Annotated in this window: 30 protein-coding genes, 1 tRNA gene and 2 pseudogenes; 14 read left to right on the plus strand and 19 right to left on the minus strand. The window is 42.0% G+C overall.

Features of this window, described 5'->3' with window-relative positions; genetic code table 11:
* Nucleotides 1-17: 17 nt before the first annotated feature.
* Entirely contained in the window at nucleotides 18-671 is a 654-nt protein-coding gene (locus MKP07_RS36675; protein ID WP_240852977.1) for a glycosyltransferase, read from the minus strand.
* An 11-nt stretch (nucleotides 672-682) separates the two neighbouring features.
* On the minus strand, nucleotides 683-1,147 hold the full coding sequence (locus tag MKP07_RS36680; protein ID WP_240852978.1) for a glycosyltransferase family 4 protein: 465 nt from the start codon (nucleotides 1,145-1,147) through the stop codon (nucleotides 683-685).
* 159 nt (nucleotides 1,148-1,306) lie between these two features.
* Between MKP07_RS36680 and MKP07_RS36685 the strand changes: the two genes are divergently transcribed.
* From MKP07_RS36685 to MKP07_RS36690, 3 genes and pseudogenes are all read left to right on the plus strand, one after another.
* On the plus strand, nucleotides 1,307-1,768 hold the full coding sequence (locus MKP07_RS36685; RefSeq protein ID WP_262920246.1) for a protein-L-isoaspartate O-methyltransferase family protein: 462 nt from the start codon (nucleotides 1,307-1,309) through the stop codon (nucleotides 1,766-1,768).
* Nucleotides 1,765-1,960, plus strand: a pseudogene (locus MKP07_RS40770) (protein-L-isoaspartate O-methyltransferase family protein); the annotation flags it as partial. The gene MKP07_RS36685 and the pseudogene MKP07_RS40770, both read left to right, overlap by 4 nt.
* 41 nt (nucleotides 1,961-2,001) lie before the next feature.
* Nucleotides 2,002-2,658 (plus strand): LysE family translocator, encoded by a 657-nt coding sequence (locus MKP07_RS36690; protein WP_240852979.1) that lies wholly within the window; start codon nucleotides 2,002-2,004, stop codon nucleotides 2,656-2,658.
* 7 nt (nucleotides 2,659-2,665) lie between these two features.
* Here MKP07_RS36690 and MKP07_RS36695 read toward each other — a convergent pair whose 3' ends face one another.
* Genes MKP07_RS36695 through MKP07_RS36710 form a run of 4 tightly spaced genes read right to left on the minus strand, consistent with a single transcriptional unit; the run spans nucleotide 2,666 to nucleotide 4,105 of the window.
* Entirely contained in the window at nucleotides 2,666-2,905 is a 240-nt protein-coding gene (locus tag MKP07_RS36695) for a (Fe-S)-binding protein (RefSeq protein ID WP_240852980.1), read from the minus strand.
* Complete coding sequence (locus tag MKP07_RS36700; protein ID WP_240852981.1) at nucleotides 2,890-3,102, minus strand: 4Fe-4S binding protein; 213 nt, start codon at nucleotides 3,100-3,102, stop codon at nucleotides 2,890-2,892. Before MKP07_RS36700 ends, MKP07_RS36695 begins: the two co-directional genes overlap by 16 nt.
* A complete protein-coding gene (locus MKP07_RS36705) occupies nucleotides 3,102-3,764 on the minus strand; it encodes a hypothetical protein (protein ID WP_240852982.1) in 663 nt (220 codons plus the stop codon). Before MKP07_RS36705 ends, MKP07_RS36700 begins: the two co-directional genes overlap by 1 nt.
* A complete protein-coding gene (locus MKP07_RS36710; RefSeq protein WP_240852983.1) occupies nucleotides 3,701-4,105 on the minus strand; it encodes a hypothetical protein in 405 nt (134 codons plus the stop codon). Before MKP07_RS36710 ends, MKP07_RS36705 begins: the two co-directional genes overlap by 64 nt.
* Before the next feature lie 175 nt (nucleotides 4,106-4,280).
* On the opposite strand from MKP07_RS36710, the gene MKP07_RS36715 reads away from it, so the two are divergent.
* Nucleotides 4,281-4,781 (plus strand): phosphoribosyltransferase family protein, encoded by a 501-nt coding sequence (locus MKP07_RS36715; RefSeq protein WP_240852984.1) that lies wholly within the window; start codon nucleotides 4,281-4,283, stop codon nucleotides 4,779-4,781.
* A gap of 98 nt (nucleotides 4,782-4,879) precedes the next feature.
* Here MKP07_RS36715 and MKP07_RS36720 read toward each other — a convergent pair whose 3' ends face one another.
* The 9 genes from MKP07_RS36720 to MKP07_RS36760 form a co-directional block, all read right to left on the minus strand.
* The gene (locus MKP07_RS36720) at nucleotides 4,880-5,086 is read right to left on the minus strand and encodes a DUF6952 family protein (protein ID WP_240852985.1); all 207 of its coding nucleotides are present in this window, start codon (nucleotides 5,084-5,086) and stop codon (nucleotides 4,880-4,882) included.
* Entirely contained in the window at nucleotides 5,067-5,381 is a 315-nt protein-coding gene (locus tag MKP07_RS36725) for a thioredoxin family protein (RefSeq protein WP_240852986.1), read from the minus strand. The genes MKP07_RS36720 and MKP07_RS36725 overlap by 20 nt, the downstream gene beginning before the upstream one ends.
* 10 nt (nucleotides 5,382-5,391) lie before the next feature.
* Nucleotides 5,392-6,024 carry a peroxiredoxin gene (locus MKP07_RS36730; RefSeq protein ID WP_240852987.1) on the minus strand — a complete coding sequence of 211 codons (633 nt, stop codon included), beginning with the start codon at nucleotides 6,022-6,024 and terminating at the stop codon, nucleotides 5,392-5,394.
* Nucleotides 6,025-6,262: 238 nt separating this feature from the next.
* On the minus strand, nucleotides 6,263-7,063 hold the full coding sequence (locus MKP07_RS36735; protein ID WP_240852988.1) for an NAD(P)/FAD-dependent oxidoreductase: 801 nt from the start codon (nucleotides 7,061-7,063) through the stop codon (nucleotides 6,263-6,265).
* Between the two features lie 175 nt (nucleotides 7,064-7,238).
* Nucleotides 7,239-8,420 (minus strand): NAD(P)H-hydrate dehydratase, encoded by a 1,182-nt coding sequence (locus MKP07_RS36740; protein ID WP_317236279.1) that lies wholly within the window; start codon nucleotides 8,418-8,420, stop codon nucleotides 7,239-7,241.
* Nucleotides 8,421-8,443: 23 nt separating this feature from the next.
* Nucleotides 8,444-8,734: an NAD(P)H-hydrate epimerase gene (locus tag MKP07_RS40775; RefSeq protein WP_262920248.1), complete on the minus strand. Its 291-nt coding sequence runs from the start codon at nucleotides 8,732-8,734 to the stop codon at nucleotides 8,444-8,446.
* 152 nt (nucleotides 8,735-8,886) lie between these two features.
* Nucleotides 8,887-10,236 carry a serine hydrolase domain-containing protein gene (locus MKP07_RS36750; protein WP_240852989.1) on the minus strand — a complete coding sequence of 450 codons (1,350 nt, stop codon included), beginning with the start codon at nucleotides 10,234-10,236 and terminating at the stop codon, nucleotides 8,887-8,889.
* A gap of 406 nt (nucleotides 10,237-10,642) precedes the next feature.
* Nucleotides 10,643-10,716: transfer RNA gene (locus MKP07_RS36755), tRNA-Arg, on the minus strand.
* 137 nt (nucleotides 10,717-10,853) lie between these two features.
* Nucleotides 10,854-11,015, minus strand: coding sequence for a hypothetical protein (locus tag MKP07_RS36760; protein ID WP_240852990.1), 162 nt, complete (start codon nucleotides 11,013-11,015; stop codon nucleotides 10,854-10,856).
* Between the two features lie 187 nt (nucleotides 11,016-11,202).
* On the opposite strand from MKP07_RS36760, the gene MKP07_RS36765 reads away from it, so the two are divergent.
* The 5 genes from MKP07_RS36765 to MKP07_RS36785 all read left to right on the plus strand — a co-directional run bounded on the left by MKP07_RS36765 (nucleotide 11,203) and on the right by MKP07_RS36785 (nucleotide 13,834).
* Complete coding sequence (locus MKP07_RS36765) at nucleotides 11,203-11,763, plus strand: CHASE3 domain-containing protein (RefSeq protein WP_240852991.1); 561 nt, start codon at nucleotides 11,203-11,205, stop codon at nucleotides 11,761-11,763.
* Nucleotides 11,757-12,266, plus strand: a complete 510-nt coding sequence (locus tag MKP07_RS36770; protein WP_240852992.1) for a hypothetical protein — start codon at nucleotides 11,757-11,759, stop codon at nucleotides 12,264-12,266. Before MKP07_RS36765 ends, MKP07_RS36770 begins: the two co-directional genes overlap by 7 nt.
* Nucleotides 12,263-12,454, plus strand: a complete 192-nt coding sequence (locus MKP07_RS36775) for a histidine kinase dimerization/phospho-acceptor domain-containing protein (protein ID WP_240852993.1) — start codon at nucleotides 12,263-12,265, stop codon at nucleotides 12,452-12,454. Before MKP07_RS36770 ends, MKP07_RS36775 begins: the two co-directional genes overlap by 4 nt.
* Nucleotides 12,455-12,456: 2 nt before the next feature.
* Entirely contained in the window at nucleotides 12,457-13,506 is a 1,050-nt protein-coding gene (locus tag MKP07_RS36780) for a response regulator (protein ID WP_240852994.1), read from the plus strand.
* A 70-nt stretch (nucleotides 13,507-13,576) separates the two neighbouring features.
* Nucleotides 13,577-13,834, plus strand: a complete 258-nt coding sequence (locus tag MKP07_RS36785; RefSeq protein ID WP_240852995.1) for a hypothetical protein — start codon at nucleotides 13,577-13,579, stop codon at nucleotides 13,832-13,834.
* Between the two features lie 20 nt (nucleotides 13,835-13,854).
* Here the strand turns inward: MKP07_RS36785 and MKP07_RS36790 are convergent.
* Nucleotides 13,855-14,915: pseudogene (locus MKP07_RS36790) on the minus strand (4-hydroxy-3-methylbut-2-enyl diphosphate reductase).
* A gap of 195 nt (nucleotides 14,916-15,110) precedes the next feature.
* Here MKP07_RS36790 and MKP07_RS43985 point away from each other — a divergent pair.
* The 3 genes from MKP07_RS43985 (at nucleotide 15,111) to MKP07_RS36805 (ending at nucleotide 17,648) form a co-directional block, all read left to right on the plus strand.
* A complete protein-coding gene (locus tag MKP07_RS43985) occupies nucleotides 15,111-15,584 on the plus strand; it encodes an alpha-amylase family glycosyl hydrolase (protein WP_449589541.1) in 474 nt (157 codons plus the stop codon).
* Nucleotides 15,551-16,561 (plus strand): alpha-amylase family glycosyl hydrolase, encoded by a 1,011-nt coding sequence (locus MKP07_RS36800; RefSeq protein ID WP_449589542.1) that lies wholly within the window; start codon nucleotides 15,551-15,553, stop codon nucleotides 16,559-16,561. The genes MKP07_RS43985 and MKP07_RS36800 overlap by 34 nt, the downstream gene beginning before the upstream one ends.
* A 163-nt stretch (nucleotides 16,562-16,724) precedes the next feature.
* Nucleotides 16,725-17,648 (plus strand): DUF4886 domain-containing protein, encoded by a 924-nt coding sequence (locus MKP07_RS36805; protein ID WP_240852998.1) that lies wholly within the window; start codon nucleotides 16,725-16,727, stop codon nucleotides 17,646-17,648.
* On the opposite strand, the gene MKP07_RS36810 is transcribed toward MKP07_RS36805, so the two are convergent.
* The 3 genes from MKP07_RS36810 to MKP07_RS36820 all read right to left on the minus strand — a co-directional run bounded on the left by MKP07_RS36810 (nucleotide 17,645) and on the right by MKP07_RS36820 (nucleotide 20,418).
* Nucleotides 17,645-18,868, minus strand: coding sequence for a trypsin-like peptidase domain-containing protein (locus MKP07_RS36810; RefSeq protein ID WP_240852999.1), 1,224 nt, complete (start codon nucleotides 18,866-18,868; stop codon nucleotides 17,645-17,647). The two genes, MKP07_RS36805 and MKP07_RS36810, sit on opposite strands and share 4 nt — an antisense overlap.
* Entirely contained in the window at nucleotides 18,793-19,206 is a 414-nt protein-coding gene (locus MKP07_RS36815) for a hypothetical protein (RefSeq protein WP_240853000.1), read from the minus strand. Before MKP07_RS36815 ends, MKP07_RS36810 begins: the two co-directional genes overlap by 76 nt.
* Before the next feature lie 207 nt (nucleotides 19,207-19,413).
* Nucleotides 19,414-20,418 (minus strand): acyl-CoA reductase, encoded by a 1,005-nt coding sequence (locus MKP07_RS36820; RefSeq protein ID WP_240853001.1) that lies wholly within the window; start codon nucleotides 20,416-20,418, stop codon nucleotides 19,414-19,416.
* 161 nt (nucleotides 20,419-20,579) lie between these two features.
* Here MKP07_RS36820 and MKP07_RS36825 point away from each other — a divergent pair, with 161 nt between their 5' ends.
* Together MKP07_RS36825 and MKP07_RS36830 are read left to right on the plus strand one after the other, a co-directional pair.
* A complete protein-coding gene (locus MKP07_RS36825) occupies nucleotides 20,580-20,927 on the plus strand; it encodes a 4Fe-4S dicluster domain-containing protein (RefSeq protein WP_240853002.1) in 348 nt (115 codons plus the stop codon).
* A 130-nt stretch (nucleotides 20,928-21,057) separates the two neighbouring features.
* Nucleotides 21,058-22,044 (plus strand): D-alanine--D-alanine ligase, encoded by a 987-nt coding sequence (locus MKP07_RS36830; RefSeq protein ID WP_240853003.1) that lies wholly within the window; start codon nucleotides 21,058-21,060, stop codon nucleotides 22,042-22,044.
* The last annotated feature ends 25 nt before the right edge of the window (nucleotides 22,045-22,069 follow it).

The raw sequence follows: 22,069 nt of genomic DNA on the forward strand, positions 1-22,069 counted from the left end.
CATAAGAATCAAACAAATCACTGTTCAGACAACGTAATAATCGCTTCCACTATATTCGTCCAGCTATACTTTAGTTTTTCGCTGCGAAGATGTGGAATAAAATGATCTTCTCCTAATTCGTAAAATTCTTTTATCGCCAGCATAATAGACTGCGGATCAGGCTCGCAAACTAACCCGGATTTACCATGCGGCACAAGAGCCGGCAGGCCACCTACATTTGTTACGATCATTGGCTTTTCAAAATGATAAGCTAGTGGAGTAACACCGCTTTGCGTGGCATTTTTATAAGGCTGCACCAGTACATCAGCCGCGCAGAGATAGTATTTTACTTCATTGTCTGCAATGAAATTTGTTTTCAGGATCAATTGATCCCTGATGCCCAGTTCATCAATCAGTTCCTGGTAGCCCTTTTCATCTTCATAAAATTCGCCTGCAACCAGTAATTTAAAATCTGGTATTTCAGATTTTAGTCGTTGAACAGCCTGAAGTAATATATCAAGTCCTTTATATTTTCTGATAAAGCCGAAAAATAAAATGATCTTACCAGCTTGTGCAATATTCAGATGTTGCCGGGCTGCCTCCTTAGAAACGATTGCCCCGAAATTATCATATAACGGATGCTGTACCATAACTGCAGGCTGTTGAGTAGTGAAAGTTCTTAAGTCCTTCAATACTTTTTCGCTCATGGTGATAAAACCGTCGCAGGCTTTAAGAAAATACTGCGTGAAGGGTTTGTCGCCAGGTCTTTTTCGTGCGGAATTACATTGTCCGCAATACAGATGATCTTTGTATGTTTATTCTTTTTAACCTGTCTCAGGATCGTGCCCAATGCAGGGCCCATTAAAGGCAGCCAATAGCGCACTACAATGATATCCTGGCGCTCTTTCTTCAGGCGTTTCCCTACTTTAATCCAATTTATAGGATTGATAGAATTGACTACGCTATGTATCGTCAGGTTTTCCGGGGCGGGCTCATCGGTATACTGCGACTTTCCCGGGAAAAGAAAATCGGGATATTGCAGGCTAAAAGAATAAATAGAGCAGCTGTGGCCCAAATCAATAAACTCTTTGGCAAGGCGATGATTGAAAGTCGTCATTCCACCACCACGAAGCGGATGCGCCGGACCCAGGATAATTATTTTAGCCATATCGGCAGCAAATATAGTATTTGAATGAGTTAGGGCGAAAACCAGGCAATACAATAGGCTGATTGTGAATTATAATTGGGTTTATTTTATAGTATCAGTAACATTTTCTTTTCAATCTTCCAACTTGTAATCTTATCAACTATCAATTACATTTGCGGCATGAGGCGCAGTTTAGAAGATAGTTACAGGCATAAAGGGCTTAGAAAGAAGCTGGTAGATACCGTAAGAGAGAAAGGTATCAAAGATGAAAACGTGTTGGAAGCCATTAATAGTGTGCCCAGGCATTTTTTCCTGGATTCTGCGTTTTTAGATGTTGCCTACGTGGACAAAGCATTTCCGATAGGAGAAGGGCAAACAATATCCCAACCTTATACCGTTGCGTATCAAACCGAATTGCTGCAAATACAGAAGAATGATAAAGTGTTGGAGATTGGTACAGGTAGCGCTTACCAGGCAGTAGTGTTGGCTGCATTGGGGGCAAAAGTGTTTACGATTGAACGGCAGAAAAAGCTGTTCGATGAAAATAAATTATTTGCTTACCTTAAACAGTATCCGAATATCAAGTTTTTTACGGAGATGGATTCCAGGGCCTACCCACTTATGGTCCTTTTGATAAAGTAATTGTAACCGCTGCCGCGCCGAGATTCCCCCAGGCTTATAGAACAGATGAAAGTAGGAGGGAAAATGGTGATACCTGTGAATAATGGAACTGCACAGCAGATGCGGAGAGTAACCAAGCTGGAGCAGGGTATAGAAGTGGAATATTTTGATAATTTCTCTTTTGTGCCTATGTTACAAGGTAAAAATGCTTAATACTTGCTGATGAAAGGGACAGTCCGGATTTTTTTACAGGAATGTTAGTGAGTTTTCTGGGTACTTTACCGCTCGGTACACTCAATATAGCCGCCATGCAGATTGCCATAACGGAGTCGGTGCGCAACGCTATGTTGTTCTCTTTGGGAGCACTTACCGCAGAAATGATTTATGTGCGCATATCATTGTTAGCTATGGACTGGGTAAGAAAGCAGGAAAAGATCTTTAAAATGCTGGAATGGTTGACACTCTTGATCGTTGTAGCGCTCGCTGTTACCAGTTTTATTGCAGCGGCACACCCGCATGAAAACAAAAATATCATTCTTAACAGTAACCTCCCGGCCTATCTATTAGGCATGACCATGGGTGCAGTAAACCCTATGCAGATACCGTTTTGGTTTGGCTGGAGCACGGTTCTTTTCACCAAAAAAATATTACTGCCTAATAAGCATCATTTCAATTTCTATACCATAGGTATTGGTATAGGAACGCTGATCGGGAATAGCCTGTTTATTTTCGGCGGACGTTTGATTGCTTCAAAAATTCAGAATAACCAATCTGTCATGAACTATGTAATTGCCGGTATTTTCGTGATTACGGCATTGGTTCAAATGTGGCGGATGTTTATTAAGAAGAAAAGTGTAGTAGAAAAAATACATGATGAGGAAGATAAGCGTGAAGGGCAGTTAGATCATTAGCGCTAACTCAAGCCTTTTCCGTCCACTTGTCCCGGTCATCAGGACTGAATTTCCAGGGTGCAAAATTGTTTTCTACATTGCTAAACATTCCATTCCATTCCTGGGGCGCATTACTTTCTTCCATTACTAATTGGCGCCGCAATTGTAAAATAATATCCAGGGGATTAATACTCACCGGGCATTCCTGCACGCAGGCATTGCAGGTGGTACAGGCTCTCAACTCTTCAACAGTTATATAATCATGCAACAGGCTTTTGCCATCGTCTTTAAATTCTTTGTTAGCGCTGATATTTTTCCTACTTCTTCCGCCCGGTCGCGGGTGTCCATCATTATTTTGCGGGGAGATAGTTTTTTACCCGTCATATTGGCTGGGCAGGCAGCCGAGCAACGGCCACATTCCGTACAGGAATAGGCATCCAGCAGGTTTTTCCAGCTAAGGTCCATCACATCTTTTGCGCCAAATTTGGCCGGAGGGCAGCATCAGCCGGTGCCAGCTCGGGCTGCATGGCATACAATACTTCATTTTGTACTGCCGGCATGTTTTCCATTTTTCCCATTGGAGCCAGCTTATTGTAATAAGCATTAGGAAAAGCCAGGATAATATGCAGATGCTTAGAGTAGGGGAGATAATTCAGGAAGGTAAAAATGCCTGCTATGTGCAGCCACCAGCAAAGTCTTTCAATAAAGCCTAGTGTAGCGTTATTTAAAGGATCTAACCAGGGTTGCAGGTACTGTGAAATAACAAAGTTGCCTGTGTTAGCCGCTGCGTAATGTTCAGCACCTCTTGACTGTAATAAGGTGTCTGATGCATTCATCGTTAAAAACAGGCACATCAAAACAATCTCTGTGATTAAAATATAGTTGGCATCGCTTCTTGGCCATCCGTTGAGGTCTTTGCTGGCAAATCGTTTTAACCTTATAATATTTCTCCGGATTAGGAATATGGCGCAAGCTACAATTACCAGGAAAGCCAGTATTTCAAAAGCATTGATCAGGAAAGTATAGAATCCGCCTAAGAAGCCGGCAAAAAGCCGGTGAGTGCCTAACAGGCCATCCAACACAATTTCCAAAACCTCAATATTGATAATAATAAAACCTGCATACACAAAAAATGTAGTACGCCTACCAATGGGTTACGAAACATTTTCTTTTGTCCCAAAGCCAGTAACAGCACATTATTCCAGCGTTGCGCTTTATTGTCGTTAATCTCCTCTTCGCGACCCAGGTTGATATTGCGGCGTATTTGTAAAGCTTTCCTGGAAAAAAGCAATAGAGCAAATACTGCAAGCAAGGCGAATACAATTTGTTGAACTATTTGCATAGCAAACTCTTTAATTATCCATTTGTTTAAACTGCTTACGAATGTCAAATGAAATGCAGGTCTTTTTATTTCATAAGATCCGGCAGGCTTTCTGGTTCCGGCTAACAGCTTTTTCTCTACGAACAAGAACGTTTAAACAACTTTATTGCTAATTTACGCCATGTTAATGAGTATTTATATTTTTGTTGACAAAGATTAAGAACAGCTTACGTACAATTCAACGTTTATTTTTATTAGGATTTAAATGTTGACAGAGATTGTTTAATGGAATAGCAGACGTTTGAATATTTAAAACGAAAAAATGGTAAAGGAAAAAAGATATATTTTACAAAGCGATATTATAGAAAAGAAATTGAACCGCCTGGCGCTGGAGATTATTGAAAATAATATCGAGGAAAAAGAATTGGTTTTTGCGGGGATAGATGAAAAGGGCGTTCTATTGGCCAAAAAACTGCAGAAGCTTGTAAAGAAATTTGCTGATGTTAAAGTGGAATTGCTTACTATAAAATTTGACAAAGCAAAACCAACTGAAATCGAACTAAGCGTACAAGGCAATTTTAATGATAAGGTGGTTATCATTATGGATGATGTTACCCATAGTGGGCGAACTCTTCTTTATGCGATCAAACCCTTTCTGGCATTTCATCCTAAAAAAATACAGACACTGGTGTTGGTGGAGCGGTCTCATACACAGTTTCCTATCAGTGCTAACTATAAAGGGTTGTCGCTGGCAACTACTTTACAGGAGCACATCATTGTAGAGTCTGCAGGTGACACCATTACAGGTGCTTATCTGGCTTAAAGGTATCAAACAAAACAGCCTGCATCAAAGTGCAGGCTGTAAAAGATATTGAAAAAGCTTACTGATCGATAGATCCCATCACTTTTTCATAAAACCGTTTAGGCATCCTTCTCGGTTTCTCCCGTTGCTACCATTTCATGTACTTCTAGCGCACCACAGCAATTAGAGATCAGTTCACCTATTATATCCAACTCTTCTTCTTTAATAGAAGAAGCCTCACTAATGCTTTCCAGCACGGCAATAGTATTTTCTATTTGTGCCGGGGAGCAGTTTCTTTGTATCTGCCTAATTACTGGTAACTTCATTGATCAGGTTTTTTAATTGGTCTTCTTTATTAGTTTGTACCTGGTTTACCAAAGCGCCGTTGGTAAAACCTGCAAAAGTGGGCAGGTTATTTACCGCCGCCAGCTTCCGGCTTAAAGGAAACTTTTCAGCATCAGCGATCACAAATACGGTAGACTCATTTTCGCCCGAAAGTCTTTTGAACTTCGGTTTCATTAAGCGGCAGTTACCACACCATCCGGCTGAGTATTGTACCACTACCTTTGGATGCTGCGCTACTATTTCTTCCAGGTTATCCTGTTCCAGTTCTATTAACATAAATCTTTGTTTAGTTTCTTGAAAAATAATCAGCAACTCCTTCGTTAGTGGCTTTCATTGCTGCTTCACCTTCTTCCCAGTTAGCGGGACAAACCTCGCCATATTGCTCAACATGTAATTGTGCGTCCAGTAAACGAAGATATTCATCGATATTACGGCCCAATGGTAAATCATTGATCGATTCGTGACGTACAATGCCTTCTTTGTCGATCAGGAAGGTGCCACGAAACGCTACAGGGACTCCGCTAAAAGACCACTGCCTGGTGTCGTTGTTAAATGAATACTCTCCGGCTAATACACCATAATTCATCGCAATGGTTTTAGCAGCGTCTGCAATAATAGGGTAAGTAACGCCTTCAATGCCGCCGTTCTCTTTTGGGGTGGTTAACCATGCCAGGTGAGTTTCTTCCGTATCGGTAGAGCAGCCAATCACTATTGCATTTCTTTTCTCAAATTCAGCCAGTTTTTCCTGGAAAGCATGAATTTCTGTTGGACATACAAAAGTGAAGTCTTTAGGGTAGAAAAACAGGATCACATGTTTTTTGCCCAGGTATTGGTCTAATGAAAAGTTGTCTACGATCTCTTCGCCATTGATCACTGCGCCGGAAATAAAGTGAGGCGCTTTTTTGCCTGTTAATGCCATTGTATAAGTTTTATAAATTAAAAATCAATAATGATCTTCTCACTATGGCGGCAATTCGTTGATGGCGCAAAAGTATCTCATCCATTCATCGCATCAAAGGTTTTGGGCTTAAAACTATATTGTAATTATAAATAGCACTATCAATAAAATCTATTTGTTTGTATATATTTATAGTTTTTAATGATGGTTTGTTACCTGTCTTGCTACTTGTAAAAATCAGATAATCTAAATGGGTGTTTTAAAATTGCTCCTTACATAACTCCGCATTGATCATAACTCCGGCCATGTTACCACTATACACTGCGTTGGCAACTGAGCGAACAGGAGAGGCGCCATCACCACACGCAAAAACGCCTGGTAGGTTGGTTTTTTGAAACCCATCTGTTTTTATATGCCCCTGTTCTGTTAATTCGCATCCCAGCTGTGTGGGTATATCAGAATGTTGGATAAAGGGAAGAGCTGCATATACAGCATCGAATGCCTGGGTACTGCCATCTTCAAGAATTAGCTGATGTAGATATCCGTTGGTATGTTCAATTTCTACAATTTTACTTTCGATAACGGTTATATAGTGTTGCCCGAACTTTTGTAGCTGTTCTGCTTCAAAGACTGCTGCACCATTGGCTAACAAGGATATCTCGCTGGTAAGGTTGCTTACGAGCATAGCCAGATGAGTAGCTCTTTCTCCACTGGCCATAATTGCTGTTTTCTTATCGCGAAATTCGTATCCGTGGCAGTAAGGACAGTGAATGACTGATATACCCCAGCATTCAGAAAAACCTTTGATATCCGGGTATATGTCTTTAATCCCCGAGGCAATGACAAGCTTATTGGCTGTAAAAGACTGGCCTGTTTGTGTGGCGATTTCGAAGCCCGCTTCAAGCTGCTTCGCCGTTGTGGCGGTATCTTCAATAAAACGAACGGTTGGGTAACGAAGCACCTGCTCCTTTGCAATAGCCGCTATCGCATGCGGTGGCTCGCCATCCCTCGTTAAAAAATTATGGGATTTGGGTGTTTGCCTGTTGCAGGGGGAGCCCACTATCAATTACCAAAACCGTACGGAGCGAGCGGCCCAGGGCCATGGCTGCTGACAAGCCCGCATAGCTTCCTCCGATTATAATCACGTCAAAATTTTCCATAACTATCTTTTCGGGCAAAGATAGCTGATAAGGATTAAAATGCAACAATGTTGCATAAAATGAATGTAAGAGAATTTAATCAGCATCAATAAACTTCAGGCTTTCTATAAGATCACCGGCAATCATAGCTTCCATTCCGTAGCGGGCTGCTGCTTTGTCGCCCCCTGATCCATGAAGGTAAACACCCATTACTGCTGCTTCAGCAGGTGTGTATTGCTGCGCCAGTAAACCAGTAATGATGCCGGTAAGTACATCGCCGCTTCCTCCCGTGGCCATGCCAGCATTACCGGTGGTATTAAAGTAGCCTTTGCCGGCCGGTGTAGCAATAAAAGTTCGATGACCTTTTAAAACGATAATGATCTTTAAATGAACTGCCTGCTCCATGGCCATTTCTATTCGTTCAAAGTCGTTAGATGCCTCCCCAAAAAGACGACTGAATTCTTTAGGGTGAGGTGTTAAAATGCTGCTTTCAGGAATAAGGTTTAACCAGTTTTTATTTTCAGACAGGATATTCAACGCATCAGCATCCAGCACCAGCGGGCTTTTATAGTTGCTTAATACAAATTGTAAGAGTTTTTGTGTAGATGGATGAAGACCTATTCCCGGACCAATACCTATCGCCGAATATCCGGCTAACGCATAGTCAATGGCAGATATAATTTTGGCTTCACTATCTGCGTTACACATAGCTTCGGGTGCGCTGATCTGCATAATGTTGATGCCTTCGCCAGGTATATGAGCACTCACTAGTCCGGCGCCGCTTCGCAGGCAAGCTTTGGTACTGAGCACTGCCGCACCCATTTTACCATAGCTTCCGGCTATAATCAGGGCATGTCCGAAATTACCCTTATGGGCATAGTTTTTTCGTGGCTTGTAAAAAGATTGAAAGAGTACCTGGTCTATTAATTCATACCGGGACCCGACAGTTGTGGGGTAATGGGGATCGAGGCCAATATCCAGCACCTGAACCTGACCAAAATATATCGCATTGCGGGGCATCAGTAAGCCCAGCTTAAAATTTTGGAAAGTTAAAGTATGGTCAGCTTCTATAATAGGGGTGGCACCTGAATAGGCATCACTCTGCAACCCGGAAGGCATATCAATTGCAATTACCTGGTTGGACAGGCTATTGATGTAATTGATGATCTCTCCGGTAAATCCTTCTATGGGCCTGTTTAAGCCTGTGCCCAGTAGGGCATCGATTATGATACCGGATGAAGAGAATGCAGGGAGCGGTGCACCTGGGTTTAATTCAATAGGGTCTGTAGCCGGAGTTGACTTTAGTCTTTCGAGATTAGTAAGAAAGTCGGTGCTTTTTTACCGGCAGTGTTTACGATAAATACCCGTACCGGAATACGCAAGATGGTCAATAGCCTGGCAATTGCCAATCCATCACCTCCATTATTACCCATGCCGCAAACGATGTCAAATGAATGACCGGGAAAATGCTTGCATATCCAGTCTGTACAAGCAACTGCTGCTCTTTCCATCAGGTCAATGGAGCGAATCGATTCCTGTTGAATGGTATATTGATCCCATTCCCGTATTTGTGAGGCATTGAGTAGTTGCATGGCCGGTATTAAGCATTAAAGATAAATAATGCCTTACAATGCGAACGGACCAGCCAGATTAAACTAGCTTTTTTTCTTTTTAACCGGCTCTGTTTTTTTCGGAGTGCTTGTTTGCTTTTTGGCGGCTGGCTTTGTCGTTTTTGTTGTTTTGACTACGGGTTTAGCGGTAGTAGTTTTTGCTTTGGATGCCTTGTTAGGGATAGCTTTGGCTTCCACCTTTGCCTTATTGTTTTTATTCGGTGTTTCGCGTATTTTTTGGCAGGTGGCAGAACCGGTTTTTTCTTTTCCACTACCACGGGCAGAGGTGTGGGGGTAACAGAGGGTTCTTCTTCCGCCTGTGTATCATTCTGCATATAGTCGCCAAACACATTGTAAGCCAGTTTGGCCGCCTTGTAAATGCTGCTGTTGTACTGGTTACCTAAGATGATGATCACGGCTTTTTCGTTGGTTAATCTTGCGAACGCGGGACTAAAGCCATGCCATTTACCGTTGTGGTAGATTACTTTCTTGCCATTAGGCAGATTCAGCAGGCGCCACCCTAAGCCATAGTTGTGCGTAGAAGGTGTTTCGTTACTGAGTGGCTGGTAGGCAGAGTCCAGCAGGGTTTGCCTGATGAATGCATTATTATATAAAGCGGCATCCCATTTCATCATATCGCGTGGGGTGCTGTAAATATTTTTATCGCCATAAGTATGATCAAAAATATCCTGGTCCCATAAAACGCCGGATGGTTTATAGGACATCATCACGCGACCACTATCTGTTGGCGTATAAACAAATGTATGCTCCATGCCCAGGGGCTTAAAAATGGTTTCACTGAGGTATTGTGGATAGGGTTTGCCGGTTACCTTTTCAATGATCAATGCCAGAAGTACATAGTTGGTATTGCAATAGCTGAACCGGCTACCGGTTCTATAGCTGAGACTGGGTTGGTATTGTACCAGGAAATTAAGCACATCTGTATTAGTTACCATTTGCCTGGCCGGCCATTTTTCTTTATCCTCCATAAAATACAGGTAATTAGGTAAGCCGCTACGATGACTCAAGAGGTCTTTAACCGTTACACCGGGATAGGGGAAGCCGGGGAAGTATTTGGTAAGGTCGTCTGTTAACTGTATTTTTCCCTGTTGTATTAATTTTAAGATGGTTACCCCTGTGAATGGCTTGCTGGTAGAGGCCAGGTGAAAAGACGAGCTATCCGTAATAGGTGTGATCTTTGCCTTAGGATCAGTAAAACCCACATATTTCTCATAAAGAATATTGCCCCCTTTTGCTACTAATATGGCTCCGTTGAAATTTCGGTTAACCAGGTGTTTGTCGAAAAGTTCATTTAGCCGGGCCTGGTACATGGCCAGTTCGCCCTCCTTTAATTTCTCAGGTGCAGCGAGCGCAATACCCAGAGAATCCGCATCTTCCGGGGCGAGGGTGGGATTGGAAGAGCCTGATTTACAGGCAACAAAAACTAAAGCCAGGCAAAGGGAAACTATAAGTCTTCTCAACATTCATTCATTTAAGCCTGCAAATGTAATCGTATCGATTTTTGAATCCGCCTATCTTGATAAATATTTGGTGATTTTAACAAGCTACAGCGCTAGCAATATCAATTCTCACAGCCTTTATCGGATCTGGCGGTATTTATAGCGATTCCTTCCATCCCTTTTCAACTTGATCCTTCAACTGTATGGTAAGGTGTATGATAAGCACAAAAAAACAACTCGTTGTTTATAGGCAGCTCATTTTGAGTTGCCTGAAGTATACTCCCCTCAATTTCATGAAGCTTGGTTTCATAAAATTACTTAACCTGTTGGTTTGCGAAACGGGTTGAATATTATTGCGAAACATTTTGGTGGAAATAGAAGGCAACAGACAGTGCAAAAAAGAAAAAGCCGCCTGATAGACGACTTCTTGTGACCGCGTTAGGATTCAAACCTAAAACCTTCTGATCCGTAGTCAGATGCTCTATTCAATTGAGCTACGCAGCCATTTCCCATAAGGGAGAGCAAAGTTAAGGAAAAATGCAATTCTAACAAAGCGATTGAGTAAAAAATCAAAAATATTTGTAAAGAAGCAGATTAGGACAGATAACAAGCTTGCTTCTAGCCTGTAATCGGCCTATTTTTCAATGTATTGGTAATGAATTGGTTTTGATCGATAAAAAGATCTTCACCCATCCACCACTTTTTTCTATGGTAAAGCGGGGCTCTTTTTTGCCGCTTTTGCGGTTACCGAGCAACAGGGCTTTTCGTCCCCAGGTAATTAGTATAATTATAGCGTTTCTCATAAACATAGATTTTATAGTCGTTTCCGATGTCAAAGATAGAAAGTTTAATTTTCACGTCATCTAACTAATATTGGTGATGTTTTAATTAATTCATACATTTACAGCTACCTTCTAACCAAGTCTAGCGTAGCTTATAGCAATTGAAGCAAAGCTAAACCTGAGGAATATTGGAATAACTTAATTAAAAGTGAATTCGGGAAAACCCATAACATTATCTGAAAAGGTTAAGATTACTATTGCTTTAAGCGTGAGTGCGCTTATCCTGATAGGGTTGGGTATTTTTGCTAATTCACGAACCATCCGGTATAAGCAATCCATGCGGGATGTTAATTTGTCTGGTATTATCATCACCCGTTCGCAGGATATTCTCAACGACATACAGGATTTGCAGGCAGCCTACCGCGGGTATATCATCACCAATGATTCTTCCTTCCTGAAATCTTTCGGTATTTCGAGTCGCATATTGCATACCCGCATCAATTCCTTAAAAAGCCTGCCCATGATCTATAAGCAACGCTTATTACTGGACAGCATTGCTGGTTTGATCAGCGACCAGAAAGAAGTGGCTTACAGCATCATTGTAAAGCGTAGATACGTATCTTTTTTAGAAGCCTGGAATTTTTTGAACAGGGGCGATGAAACAAGGCTGGTGAATAAGCTCCGGTACAATGTGTTGAACTTTATCAATACCGAAAAAGCCCTGCAGTCAGGAAAACTGAAAAAGAAAATGATAGTTTCAATATGGTGATCTATGTGGTGATCATGAGCGTGGTTGTAGCCGTATTGATTATTATGCTTACGCTTGTTTACATCCGCAAGATTTACCAGCGACTGGTTGATACGGAAAAGCTGTTATTGAAATCGCAGATAAGGCTTGAGAGTATATTAGATAAATTACCGGTGGGCGTAATTATCGTGAACACTAAAAGTAATGAATACCATGCTAATCAAAAAGCGGTTACCTTACTCGATCAACAATTACTCTCAGATGGTAAAGTATTTGAGGCCCTCGATCACACCTATACTTTCAGCGGTGCATTGAAAGATGATCTGCGGGATAAATTATTTATTACCCATGCCATACATGGTGAAGAAAATATAGGCTTTAATGAAACTACGGTAGAAGTGAACGGGAAGCAGATCCCGTTGAGGGTAAGCGCTATCCGCTTTACAATGAAAAAAACCAGCTGGAGTATGCCATCTCTGTTTTTGATGATATCAGCAATATCAAGCAGTTTGAAAATGAATTGATCGAAGCCAAAAAACTGGTAGAAGAATCGTTGCGTTTAAAGGAGTCCTTCCTTAGCAATATGAGCCACGAGATTAGGACGCCTATTAATGCGATACTGGGCTTTGCCGAGCTATTGGGTAAAAGAGATATTGGCACAGAGGAAAACGAATACGTACGTATTATCCGCTCAGCGGGGAGAACCTCCTGAGGTTGTTAAATGATATTCTTGATTTTTCGAAGCTGGAGTCGAATATGATGGTGTTTGAAGAACACCCGGTTAGCATTGATGGTATTTTAAATTCTATTTGTGTATTATACCTTCCCAAAGCCCGTAACAAGGGTATTACATTGAGCTATGAATGTAATAGTAATGTGCCGGAAGTAGTGGTGGGAGACCCGGTACGATTGACGCAGGTGATCACTAATATTGTAGGCAACGCGATTAAGTTTACGCCCAAAGGCAGTGTATTGATCTTCGCGAAGATGATTGCTTCCAACGAAAAAACTTCTGTTATCGAGTTCAGGATCAAAGATTCAGGAATCGGTATTTCAAAAGATAAGCTATCAAGGGTTTTTAAACGCTTTGAGCAGGCGGGAGTGGAAACTACCAGGTTGTATGGCGGTACAGGATTGGGGTTAAGCATTGCCAAACATATTGTTCAAAGCCAGGGCGGCGAGATTACCGTAACCAGTGAGTTGGGGGTAGGGTCTATTTTCAGCTTCACCATGGAGTTTGCCAATTTTGATGAATCGGAACTGGACAAATCCGCACCGATTGAAACTGTAACCGACCTGTCGTTTTTAGATGACTTAAGGATTTTGCTGGTGGAAGATAACTCACTCAATATAAAACTGGTTAATGGAATTTTCCTTGGAACCAATGTGAAAATAGATGTGGCGGAGAATGGCTTCGAGGCTATAGATAAGTTAAAAGAGAATTTTTATGATATCGTTTTAATGGATATAGAGTTGCCTGATATGAACGGTTATGACACGACAAAGATCGTCAGGAAAGAGCTCAATCTGCAGCTGCCTATTATTGCACTAACAGCTCACGTATTGGCAGGTGAAAAAGATAAATGCCTGGAGGCAGGCATGAATGATTACCTGACCAAACCGGTTAATACCCGGCAGTTATTTGAAAAAATAAGCGCCCTGGTATCCAGGGACTTTAGTGCGCCTATAGAGATCCCGGTAAAAGTTGCAACAAGCAGCCCTTCGCAAAAGCTTTTTCAACAGATAATAGCGTCGTTGACTTGAGTTATCTCAGGGAGCTTTCTGATAATAATAAGGAGTTTGAAAAAGAGGTGATAGAACTTTTTTATCGCAGGTGCCGGGACAAATGGAGGAATTAGACAATGCAATTAACGAACGAAATTATAAAGAGATAAAAATGCTGGCGCATAAGCTTAAATCGTCTACAGCAGTTACGATTGGCAAAAAGCTGATGCCGCATTTTGAACTGCTGGAAGAAAAAGCCATAAAAGATGAACTGCCCGAGAATGCCCTGCGAAGCTACCAGATTATCAAAAGCATTTTATCAAAAGGAATTAGCCAGTTAGAGCAGCTATTGGAAACCTCGTACTAAATCAATTATCCTAAACAAGGTTAAACTAATTGTTGCGCCACTTCCTGCACGGGCAGGGCATTGGTATAAAAGCCCGTTATTTTTTCAATTACTTTCTCCACCAATATATCGGGACAGGATGCACCGCTGGTAATTAGTATTTTCACCGGTTCCCGCCGGGGCAGATAATCAGCGGTTAGTAGCTCCTGGTTGGTGTGAAAATTAAAATGGATGATCTCTTTAGAAGAGACGATCTTATCGGGACTATTGATATAATAAGTGGGCAGTTTTTCTTCGCAAAGTTCTACCAGGTGAGAGGTGTTGGACGAGTTGTATCCACCAACAACGATAGCCAGGTCCGCATCCGTTTCAAGCATCGCCGAAACAGAGGTTTGGTTATCATTGGTAGCATAGCAAAGCGTATCCCTGGTGTCTGCAAACCGCTCTGCCAGGTTTTCTTTGGTAAGTGCGTGCTTGTCGATCATTACTTGCTTTAAATAATCGGCAATAGCTTGCGTGTCGCTGGCCAGCATGGTAGTTTGGTTTACCACCCCAATTCTCTCCAGGTCTCTGGTTACATCAAAGCCTTCGCTATACTGGTTTTTAAATTCCTCATAAAAATGAGCTGCGCTCAGCTCGCCGGTAATGTATAAGGCCAGTCTTTTTGTTTCCTTCATGTCCTTCACCACTATTGAAGGGGCGCCTGCAGCAGCATGCGAAAAAGTAGCTCTTGTTTCTTCGTGCGATGGTTTACCATGTATAATAATGGTATAATCTTTTTTGCAATGGCTGCACTCCGGTTCCATACCTTCTCTACAAAAGGGCAGGTAGTATTATACTTTTCGGTGGGAATACCAATATCATTTAACTTCTTTTCTATTGCCAGGGTGGTTCCGAATGCGGGTATCAGCACAATATCATCACCGGTAAGGGTATCGAAAGGAATCAGTTCTTTGCCATAGGTGTCCTGCAGAAACTGAACACCATGCTGGCTTAGATCTGCATTTACCTGTGGGTTATGGATCATTTCGCTTAACAAAAAGATGCGTTTCCCGGGGTTTTCCTCTACTGTTTTAAAAGCAATTTCTATGGCATTTTCCACGCCATAACAAAAGCCAAAATGCCGGGCAAGATATATTTGTACGGGTCCGAAGTCAAGCAGGGTGGGAGCAAAATCTTTTTCAACTTATCTCTTTCCTTCCGTAGCTTTTTAATAGTAGATATAAGAGAACTCCTGTAAAAAACCGGTACGTCAAACTGCTTCATAAATGCAAAGATAAACAGGAAAACAAGATAAATGAACCGGTATAAAAGCAATACCACTCAATACAAATATTTCCCTATCTTCAATTTCAAAGATTTCTTTATGAGCAAACTCGCAGTTTTAGCAGTAGGTATGATGTTGTTAAGCGCTTGTAAGCTAATGCCTAAAGAAGAAAAAGACAAACAACAAAATAAAACCGGTACAATGGCAGTAACAACAACGAATACAGACTGGAAACATGCAACCAATATTTATGAAGTAAATGTGAGGCAGTATACAGCGGAAGGTACTTTTAACGCTTTTTTAAAAGAGCTTCCAAGGCTTAAGGATATGGGCGTGCAGGTTTTATGGTTTATGCCTATAACACCTATTGCGAAAGAGAAAATGAAGGGCTCGCTGGGTAGCTATTATGCATGCTCCGACTATACGTCTATCAATCCTGAATTTGGTACACTGCAAGATTTTAAAAACTGGTGGATACGGCTCATGAACTGGGTTTTAAAGTAATTATCGATTGGGTGGCTAATCATACGGGCTGGGACCATGTTTGGACCAAATCTCACCCCGATTATTACCTGCATGACTCTGTTACCGGCACTTTTCATGTAGCCAGCGGTATGGATGATATTATTGAGTTGAATTTTCAAAACCCTGAACTGCGCAAGGCTATGATCGATGCGATGAAATACTGGGTTCAGGAATGTGATATTGACGGTTTCAGGTGTGACCTGGCATCCTGGGTGGAAGTGGATTTCTGGCAGGAAGCAAGACCGCAGGTAGATGCAGTAAAGCCTTTATTCTGGCTGGGCGAGTTTGATGAATTAGAAGGCCCCGACTATGGTAAGGTGTTCGATGCCAGCTATTCGTGGAAATGGATGCATAAGACCAAAGATTTCTATCAGCAACACCAGCCTTTACATGAATTGCTGGATCTGTTGCAGCAATATAGCCATATCGGCGACAGCAGCATGAGAGCCTGGTTTACCACTAACCACGATGAAAACAGCTGGAACGGAACAGAGTATGAAAAATATGGTGATATGGCTAAAGCGCTTGCCGTATTTAGCTGTACCTGGAATGGTGTGCCGCTCATCTATAGTGGACAGGAACTGCCGTTGAAAGACAAACGGTTAAAGTTTTTTGATAAAGACCCTATTCCCTGGACCGGGAAATACGAGCTGCACGATTTCTATAAAACCTTGTTGACCTTGCATGCTACTCATACAGCTTTAAGAGGAGGCGACCCTGCCGTGCAAACGCATAAATTGTCTACTACGGCAGACGATAAAATTTTTGCCTACCTGCGAAAGAATGGAGCCGATGAAGTGCTGGTAGTACTCAACCTGTCAAGAGAGGAGCGAGATTTGATATTACCGATAATGCCATCAATGGCTCATTTGAAAATGCTTTTTCGAAAGCATCCAATGATTTCAGTTCCTCCAAAAGCTTTGATATGCAGCCCTGGGAATACCTGGTTTACGTGAAAAAATAAGTTAGCAAGCTGATAGTAGAAACCCGGTAACGCCGGGTTTTTTCATGTCTGCTCAGTAATAATGGGGCGGGTAGCAAACCGTATCATTTCCTTGTCTGGTACAGGAGTGGCCGGCCGATGTTTGTTAACTGTATAAAAGTTATACTTTTAACCCTATGAAAAAATGTATTGTTTTAATTGCCCTTATTGTTTTTCAGGTTTATTCTTTAGCAGCTCAACCAGCAAAAGATCCTGATGTTTTAAAAGTTTTAGCTATTGGGAACAGCTTTTCGCAGGATGCGCTGGAGAACTATTTATATGATCTGGCGAAAGCCAATAATAAAAAAATAGTTATCGGTAATATGTATATTGGCGGTGCACCTATTGATCTGCATGTAAAAAATGCTGATAGTAATAAAAGAGCCTATGACTACCGTAAGACGCAGTTGGATGGAGAAAAGATAACCAGGAGGAATGTTAGCATAGAAGAAGCTATTGCTGATGAGAATTGGGATTATATCAGCTTACAACAGGCCAGCCCGCTTTCGGGAAAGTACGATGTTATTATGAAGCACTTACCCTTGCTGATCAATTATGTAAAATCCAAAGCTCCCGGTGTGGCCCTCATCTATCACCAAACCTGGGCCTATCAGCAGGATTCTAAGCACACAGGATTCGCCAATTATAACAGGCAGCAGAAAATAATGTACGAACAGATAGTGGATGTTTCAAAGAAGCTCAGTAAGTCAGGCTGGTTTAAATTTATTGTGCCCTCCGGTACTGCGGTTCAAAACGGGCGAACCTCAAGCATTGGTGATCATTACACCAGGGACGGCTATCATTTAAACCTGGATTATGGGCGTTTTACAGCGGCCTGCACGTGGTATGAAAAGTTGTTTAATGCCGATGTTCGCAAAAATAGCTACAAGCCTGAAAAGCTTTCTGACCTGCAGGCTACCATTGCTAAAACAGCAGCACATAAAGCAGTTAAAAAGCCTTTTCGTGTTTCAAGTAAACCTTTAATTATTGGCGCAGTAATACAAAAAGAGCCCGTGGTTGCAAACCACGGGCTCTTTGATATTTTTAATAACATTCTTTAGAATGCTCCACCATCGGCTTCATCTCCCGATAAATTTATCTGGTAGCTATACCTTCCGCTATAGCCCGGGTAGATACCCACCAGTTCGATGGTACTTCCCTTAGCCTGTCCCAGCATCTGAGCAAACTCATCTACGTTCTTGATTTCTCTTCCGTTTACCGAAGTAATAATAAATCCTTTTTCCATACGTGTTCTTCTCAAAGGACCATCAGATTTAATATTGGTTACTTCTACACCACCTTTTATTTTCAATTGGGTAGCTCTTTGCGTTTCAACATTTTTCAGATCCACGCCCAGGCGATCGCCAATAGCCTCAGCTGAAGTAATCTGTACCATTTTCGATTGAGCCGATAAGGTTACATCAACAGTAGATTCTTTGCCGGCGCGAACATAAGTAAGCTTTACTTTATCGCCAGGTTGTGCACTTGCAATAGCTCCGCTTATTTCCAGTCCCGAAACAATATCCCTTCCATTTACTTTGGTGATGATATCACCTTTCTTAATACCCGCTTTACCGGCACCTCCGTCAGGATCGGTACCCAATACATACACACCATCCTGTAAACCTGCTCTTTTCAGGTATTCTTCGTTCTGGGCAGACTGAGGGGAATAGGTAACACCCAGGTAGCCACGCTTCACATCACCAAATTTCACAATGTCATTTACTATTTTTCTAACAATGGTAGAAGGTATCGCAAAAGAATATCCTGCATAGGTACCACCAGGAGCCAATATTGCTGAGTTGATACCGATCAGTTCCCCGTTGGTATTAATTAAAGCACCACCACTGTTACCGGAGTTTACAGCAGCATCGGTTTGAATAAATGATTCTACCGGTGATTGGCTTTGCTGGCTGTTAATACCAATGCTTCTGCCTTTTGCGCTGATAATACCTGCTGTCACAGTAGCTTCCAGGTTAAATGGATAGCCCACTGCTAATACCCATTGTCCTAACTGAAGGTTGTCAGAATTACCATAAATAAGATAAGGCAGACTGGTAGCCTCAATTTTCAAAACAGCCAGGTCGGTACTTGGATCACGACCCACAACTTTCGCCGTATAGGTTTTTCTTCCTTCATTTAATGTTACCTTGATCTCAGGTGCAATGCCCTTGCCATCTCTGTCAGAAATAACGTGGTTATTGGTTACAATATACCCGTCCTGGCTAATAATAACCCCGCTACCGGAAGCTCTTTGCTCAGGAATGATTTGCGGGCCCATACCACCGCCGCCAAAGAAATCTCCAAAAAATCTTCAAACGGATCGCGGCCACCGCCCCTGCTGTTAGGCAGATCATTGGTAACCTGCTTAGCCGGTATTTTGGTTTTAATATGTACTACCGCCGGAACCGCAGACTGCGAAGCCTTGGTGAAATCTGTGGGCTCGGCAGCATTTCCCTTATTGTCAAAAAAACTGGCATAATTAACGGGTAGTTTTCCATCAACGGGCAATCCTAGTCCGGCAGAACCGCCCCTGAAAAATTTTCCATAAATGTAAACTCCCGCAAAAGCTGATAGTACGCTAACTAGCACTACCAATACTAACTGTTTAACTTTCATACTCTTGTTCACTTTTTTAATGAGTTATTCAAAAACTATTCCTATTCCTTCACAAAATAACAAATTGTCAGATGTATTTCTTTTTGTCAGATTTGAGTTTAACAAAGTTTTACTAAAGTCTTCGTACTTTGTGAATTGTTTTGTTTGACGCTGAATGATAAGCATTTATTTCGCTTCTATCATCAATTATATGTTAAAGGTCCCAACTTAGCCAAGGGTGGCCACCCACTGCATAGTATCCACTCCATCGGCATAATCGGTCAGTGACGGGTATTGAGCACGGCCAAAAGGTATAAAGCCACTGCCTACTATACATTGTACATCGCTGTTACTGCTGAGTGACTCTTTTACTTTTTCGATATCGTCATAAATTTCATAATTTAACTGGCTCACGGGTGAAAAAAGGCTGCCTGATTCAATTAACAGCAGTGAAGCATTACTCATGTAAAAGTTATGGTTCAGCAGGTGCAGGGCCAGGTTGTAATCGTAATTATTTTTGTATTTGTGATGATCTGCCAGGTATTCATACTTCTTAAAAATATTGATGAGCGTTTCAAAATCATAGTCTCCGGGCACATATATTTTAGTGATATTGCGACAACCCATGCCGAAGTACAGGTAAACGTCATCAGCCAGCTGCTCCAGCTCTTCTTTCGTTTCATTGCCGGTAAGAATAGCCACAGAAGTGCGGTTACGACGGATAATATGAGGGAAACGGCCAAAATAGTATTCAAAATGCCCGGCCGTACTGTTGCTGCCTGTGGCAATATAGGCATCGCAGTTTTTGAGCAGCTCAGCAAAAGCTATGCATTCATCCAGCTCCGGCACCCATTCAATCATTTTAGCCACCAGGTGCTTAATCAGCACCTCATCTTTCGACGATGGTTTAATAAGACTGCGGTGTCCGCTGATAAATACACATAGGAAGTCGTGAAAACCAACCAAAGGGATATTACCAGCCATAACAATGCCCACCAATTGGGGCGATGCAGGCTCCTGCGCCAAACCCGGGTACTGGCTGACCCAGTTTTCTAATGCCTCTTGCTGCAGGAAGTAGCTGACGATATTATTAACACTCAGATCAATAAATTCGGGCAGGAACCACCCGTTATGCACATAAGCCTTTTGCTTTACCTGTTGCCACTCTTCGCTGTTCTCCTGCATATACTGTCCTAGCTGCACTAATATTTCAATACGTTTTTGTAGAATCATTGTTTTGTTTTTTGTTGATTCGCTCTTCAAAAAGCGAATTTAGCGGTCATGAGCCGCTTATATGAATTTTGTTTGATGGTTGGTAACGCCTATTTCAAGTCCATTCAGTAATTTTGCAGATTATAAGAACAAATATAGTTTCATAAAACAAACAATAGGATATGGCAATAAAAATTACAGATGAGTGTATAAACTGTGGAGCGTGCGAACCTGAGTGCCCAAATAATGCAATTTATGAGGGTGGGGTAGAATGGGCTATTTCAGACGGTACATCGGTAAACGGAGCATTTACTTTAATGAATGGAAACGTGGTGGATGCACATTTTAAAAATGAACCCTTTGCAGTAGATACTTATTATATTACTCCCGATAAATGCACAGAATGCCAGGGATTTCATGAAGAGCCTCAATGTGCCTCGGTTTGCCCGGTAGACTGCTGTGTGCCTGACGAAATGTACCAGGAAACAGTAGATCAGCTGATGGAGAAGAAAGATAAATTACACGTTTAAGAAATTATAGCGTGTTCTTTATCGAGCTACGCTTAAAACCTCACAGGGTATACCGCCTGTGAGGTTTTTCATAACAAAAAAGTCAGGCCTGCTATTGGGAGGTCCGCAAACCTTAAATACATAATTCAGCATGAAAAAGAATATTGCATTGGTTACAGGTGGGTATTCCGGCGAAGCCGTGATCTCTTATAAAAGCGCCACCACCATCCAAAACAACCTGGACAAGGAACAGTATAATGTTTATAAAATAAATATTACGCGTGAAGGCTGGTATTATGAGCCCGGCCAGGGTGATCCGGTAGCTGTCGATAAAAATGATTTCACCATACAGCAGGAAGGTCAAAAGATCCGGTTTGATGCGGTGCTCATTGCTTTACATGGCACGCCGGGTGAAGATGGTAAACTTCAGGGGTATTTCGACATGCTTAACATTCCTTACACCGGGTGCAGCGCTGCTACATCGGCCCTTACCATGAATAAAAGCTACACAACAGGTGTGGCGGGCAAATCGGGCATTAATGTGGCAAAATCTGTCTTGTTATTTGATCATTCTCCCGTTGAAGCAGCTGAAATTTTGCAGCAACTGCAGTTACCATTGTTTGTAAAGCCCAATAGTGGCGGATCGAGCATTGGCATGAGTAAGGTATTGCAGCCGGAAGAATTGCAGCCGGCAATAGAAAAGGCTTTTAAAGAAGATAGCCAGGTGTTGGTAGAGGAGATGATTGTAGGACGTGAGTTTACCATTGGTGTTTATAAGTCTAAGGGCGAAATTATTACCCTTCCGATGACAGAAGTGCAGGCAGATGCCTCCAAAGTGTTTTTTGATTTTGAAGCGAAATATGAAGGTAAGTCTACCGAAGTGACACCTGCCCGGGTAGATGAGGCGATTGCTGAGAAAATAAGAGCGGCAGCCCGACAGGTATATGCTACATTTAATTGCAGGGGAGTGATTCGTGTCGATTTTATTTATAGTGAAGCGATTGGGGCGCCTTTTATGCTGGAAATAAATACCATTCCCGGCCAGAGCGCTGCCAGCTTAATACCGCAACAGGTAGCTGCAGCCGGCGGTAATTTAAAAGACTTTTACAGCCTGTTGGTAGAAGAATGTTTCGTATAGCAGAATGACGAGGATATAACTGGCA

The sequence above is a fragment of the Paraniabella hibiscisoli genome, assembly GCF_022512515.1.
In the GTDB taxonomy this organism is placed as follows: domain Bacteria; phylum Bacteroidota; class Bacteroidia; order Chitinophagales; family Chitinophagaceae; genus Niabella; species Niabella hibiscisoli.